This is a genomic window from Streptomyces sp. NPDC093065, assembly GCF_044754585.1.
Lineage (GTDB): Bacteria > Actinomycetota > Actinomycetes > Streptomycetales > Streptomycetaceae > Streptomyces.
Window position 1 is genome coordinate 1 of record NZ_JBIVPJ010000066.1, and the last position, 1,285, is coordinate 1,285.

Genomic DNA, 1,285 nt, shown 5'->3' on the forward strand with positions numbered 1-1,285 from the left:
GTGTCGTCGGTGTCGGGTGAGGTGGTGGGGGCTGGGGTGATGTCGTCGCCGGGGTATTGGGTGGGGCAGATTTCGTCGGCGGTGCGGTTCGCGGACGCGGTGCGGGCGGTGGAGGCGGCGGGTGTGGTGTCGTTCGTGGAGGTGGGGCCGGGGTCGGCATTGTCGGGGATGGTGGCTGACTCGGTGGGTGAGGGTTCGGCCGCGGTGGGCGTGCCGTTGCTGCGCAAGGGCCGGGACGAGGAGACGTCGTTGGTGACGGGGCTGGCGCAGCTCCATGCCCGTGGCGTGACAGTGGACTGGGAAGCCTTCTTCGCCGGCCAGGGCGCCGAGCGGATCGACCTGCCCACCTACGCCTTCCGGCGCCACCGTTACTGGCTGGAGAGTGATGGCCCGGCCGGGGCGGCCCCAGACCATCCCCTGCTCACCCAGAGCATGCACCTGGCGGAGTCGGGCGGCCTGCTGTTCACCGGTCGGCTCTCCGTCGGTACACACCCATGGCTGGCCGATCACATGATCGACAACAACGTGCTGTTCCCCGGCGCGGGCTTCGTCGAGATGGCCATTCGAGCGGGCGACGAGGTCGGCTGCGGCCGGATCGACGAACTGACCCTGGAAACGCCGCTGATCCTCACCGCTCGAGGCAGTGCCCAGATCCAGCTGACCTTGGAGCCCGCCGACGGCAGCGGAGCGCGCCGCTTCAGCGTGCACGCTCGTACCGGTGGCGACATCACGGACGGCCCCTGGACACGTCATGCCACGGGCCTTTTGACGGGCGGCACCGGGAAGCCGCCCGCCGGACTCGAGCAGTGGCCACCGCGCGGCGCCCGACCGGTGGCGGTCGAGGGCTTCTACGACGATCTCGCGGAGGGTGGCCTGAGCTACGGTCCCGCTTTCCAGGGGGTGCGTGCGGCGTGGCGTCGTGGTGAGGAGATGTTCGCGGAGGTGGTGTTGCCGGGTTCGGTGGGTGCGGAGGCTGGGCGTTTTGGGGTGCATCCGGTGTTGTTGGATGCGGCGTTGCATGTGGTGGCGTTGCGTGGTGGTGGGTTGGGTGAGGTGGTGGTTCCGTTCGCGTGGTCGGGTGTGGAGTTGTTTGCGTCGGGTGCGTCGCGGGTGCGGGTGCGGGTGGCGCCGGTGGATGCGGGTGGGGTGCGGGTGGAGGTTGCTGATGTGTTGGGTGCGCCGGTGGGGTTGGTGGAGTCGTTGGTGGTGCGGTCGTTGGGGGAGGGGTTGGTGTCTGGGGTGGGGTCGGGTGTGGATGGGTTGTTTGGTGTGGAGTGGGTGAGGG

General features: G+C 69.6%; 1 protein-coding gene. It reads left to right on the forward strand.

All coding sequences use genetic code 11. From position 1 onward, the window contains the following. Positions 1 to 1,285, forward strand: a 1,285-nt coding sequence (locus tag ACIQFU_RS38655) for a polyketide synthase dehydratase domain-containing protein (RefSeq protein WP_402558071.1), incomplete at both ends; no start/stop codon positions are given.